General features: G+C 64.4%; 3 protein-coding genes. 2 read left to right on the top strand and 1 reads right to left on the bottom strand.

Going from position 1 to position 3042, the window contains the following annotated elements; genetic code table 11:
• A partial coding sequence (locus tag EN993_RS33860; protein ID WP_127266057.1) for an ATP-binding cassette domain-containing protein occupies positions 1 to 1001 on the top strand: 1001 nt, incomplete at its 5' end.
• A 2-nt stretch (positions 1002 to 1003) separates the two neighbouring features.
• Complete coding sequence (locus EN993_RS33855; protein WP_127266056.1) at positions 1004 to 2323, top strand: HlyD family type I secretion periplasmic adaptor subunit; 1320 nt, start codon at positions 1004 to 1006, stop codon at positions 2321 to 2323.
• A 296-nt stretch (positions 2324 to 2619) separates the two neighbouring features.
• Here the strand turns inward: EN993_RS33855 and EN993_RS33845 are convergent.
• Positions 2620 to 3042 (bottom strand): PfkB family carbohydrate kinase (locus tag EN993_RS33845; RefSeq protein WP_206532465.1); only part of this gene is annotated, 423 nt, incomplete at its 5' end.

The following is a 3042-nucleotide window of genomic DNA, read 5'->3' as shown; positions in this document are numbered from 1 at the left end:
GGCTGGTGCTGCAGGGGCAGATGACAGCCGGCATGATCTTCGCGTCCTCGCTGGTGTCGTCGCGCGCGCTGCAGCCACTCGACCAGCTGATCGGATCCTGGCGGCAGATCGTCGACGCCAGGCGTTCGTGGAAGCGGCTGGAGACCGCGCTTGCGGCACGTCCGGCGGAAGCGCGGAAGCTGACATTGCCGGACCCCTCCGGCGCGATCACCGCGCAGGACCTTTTCTTCATCGCGCCGAATGCCTCCTTCGGCACGGAACCCATCCTCAAGCGGCTGAATTTTGTGATCGGCGCCGGCGAGGCGGTGGCAATCATCGGCCCGAGCGGCGCCGGCAAATCCACGCTGGCGAAATTGCTTGTCGGCGCGCTCCAGCCGACCGGTGGCTCGGTCAGGATCGACGGTGCCGACCTCAGGACCTGGGACGAAAACCAGCTCGGAAAGCACATCGGCTACCTCGCGCAAGAAGTGGAGCTTTTTCCCGGATCGATCGCGCAGAATGTTGCCCGCTTCGACCCCGATGCCGATGACCCCGCGATCGTCGAAGCCGCCAGGCGCGCCGAGGCGCACGAGCTGATCCTGTCGCAGCGCGACGGCTACCAGGCCGCCATCGGTCTATCCAGCACGACGCTGTCGGGTGGCGAGCGCCAGCGGATCGGGCTGGCGCGCGCCTTCTACGGCAATCCGCGCATTCTCGTCATGGACGAGCCCAGTACCCATCTCGACGGCAGCGGCGAAGCGGCGCTCGAAGCGGTGCTTTCCGCCGCCAAAGCGGCGGGCGTTACGGCAATCGTGATAACGCACCGCCCTTCGATCGCCGCGGCCTGCGACCGCGTGATGCTTCTGCGCGGTGGAGTGGTCGAAGCCTTCGGTCCAAGCGGCGACGTGTTGCGGCAGTCGACCGCCGGCAAGGGCCTTCCCCCACAGCGCAACACGGTGGTGACAGGGTCGTTCGCCACGACGATCCGCGGCACCTCGCATAACGTCTGCTTTGGATCGTGAGGATGGCGGCGCAGAGCTTGGCCTGGGAAGGCCGACCACGCACCGACCTCCGGCGGGTGGCCTTCACTGGCTACGCCGCAATAGCACTATTGGCGGGCTGCTTCGGCTATTGGGCCGTCAGCGCGCCCTTGGCCGGCGCGGTGATCACGCAAGGCACGATCTCGGCGGCGGGCGGAAACATTCTCATTCAGCATCCCGAAGGCGGCATCATCCAGGAGTTGCTGGTCCATGAAGGTGATCGCGTGCAACAGGCCCAGGATCTGATCCTGCTCGATCGAACAGCCGCGCAGGCCGAGTTCAACCGGCTGACGAGACAGTCGATCGCGCTCAAGGCGAGCGCCTCGCGCCTGGAGGCGGAACGCGACGGATTGGACCGGCTCGCGCCAATCACAGGGACCGCGCCAGCACCGTTCCAGCACGATTTCGAGACTCTGGTTCGAGAACAGCAGAAGGAATTCAGCGCCAGGCTCGCTCGGTTTCGATCGGAACAATCGATCCTCACGCAACGGGTTGCCATGCATCGCCAGTCGGTCGTGGGATTGCAGGCCCAGAAACTCGCCATCCAGCAACAGGCCGAAATCGTGAAGAAAGAGCTCGGTATCAAGACCAGCCTGTTGGACAAGGGCCTCACCAATCGCAGCGAATATTCGCAGCTTTTGCGCAGCGAGGCCGATCTCGTCGGGCAGACCGGCGCGCTGGAGGCGGATCTTGCGGCGACCGCCACCCAGATCGTCGAAGCGCAGGCGCAGACCGAGCGTGCGACCACGCAACGCGTGGAGGAAGCGCTGACCAAGCTGGACGACGTCCGTACCAACCTGGCCGACATAGAGGAACAGATACGGGCAGCCGAGGCGGTGCTGAGGCGAACAACGATCAAGGCGCCGGCCGCGGGCATCGTGGTGTCGTCGACCTATAATTCCAAGGGAAGCGTGATTGCCCCCGGACAGAAGATCATGGAGATCCTGCCCACGGCATCGGGCCTGATCGTCGATGCACGGCTGCGGACGAAGGACATCGATCAGGTTCGTGTGGGCCAGCCGGCAAAACTGCGATTGTCCGCGTTGAACATGCGGCTCACCCCTGAGATTTCAGCCACGGTGACACAGGTTTCCGCGGACCGGCTTATCGACGAGGCTACGCACGAACCCTATTTCCGCGCCAAGCTGAAGATTGCCCCCGACCTACCGCCCGGCGTGATAGCGGAGCAGCTTTACCCTGGAATGCCGGTCGAGGCGTTCATCAGCACCGACGACCGGACTTTCTTCGAGTATCTCGCACGGCCGATGCTCGATTCCTTCGCTCGCGCTTTCACGGAACGGTAGATGTTGCGGGCCGCATAATCCGTCGGCACGCCGTCAATATCGCCAGGGGATGCCCACGCCAACTTGAATATATCCGCTCGGCTGGCCCCTGAGAGCTTCTCAGGGCGAATGATGCCGCAACCTTCGGCCTTCAGCTTTGCAACTCGGGTTTCAAGATCCTTGTCGACGGTGCTGGAAGGTACCGCGCGCCTCTCGTGGCGCCAAACGCGACCCAGCACGTACCGAATTTGGTCCAGCCGGCGGTGCGCGACCTCACCAAGCGCTCTTTGACAATTTTGCCATGCGCTGCCCTAACCTCACCCCCTCGCCAGCAGCGCCTCGACCTCCTGCAGCGTCGGCATCGACGGCGCGGTCCCTGGTCGCGTCACCGAAATGCCGGCGACGGCACAAGCAAAGCGCACGGCTTGCAACGGCTCCACGCCCCGCGACAACGCGGCGGCAAGACCACCATTGAAGGCATCGCCCGCCCCTGTGGTTTCGACCACGGCGCCCGCACTGACGGCAGGTACATGGTCGGAGCGCTCCTTCGAGTGCAAAAGCGCGCCCTTGTCACCCAGCGTGACGATGACCGTGCCGACGCCCTTTTTCAGCAGACTGTCCGCGGCAAGGCGCGCCTCGTCGACCGAGGAGACCTTCATCCCGGTCAATTCCTCCGTCTCCGTCTCGTTGGGCGTGAGGTAGTCGCACAGCGTATAGATGCGGTCGGGAAGCTTTGCCGC

The sequence above is a fragment of the Mesorhizobium sp. M7D.F.Ca.US.004.01.2.1 genome (assembly GCF_003997785.1).
Taxonomy (GTDB): Bacteria; Pseudomonadota; Alphaproteobacteria; order Rhizobiales; family Rhizobiaceae; genus Mesorhizobium; species Mesorhizobium loti.
This window is presented reverse-complemented; position numbering and strand designations above follow the sequence as displayed.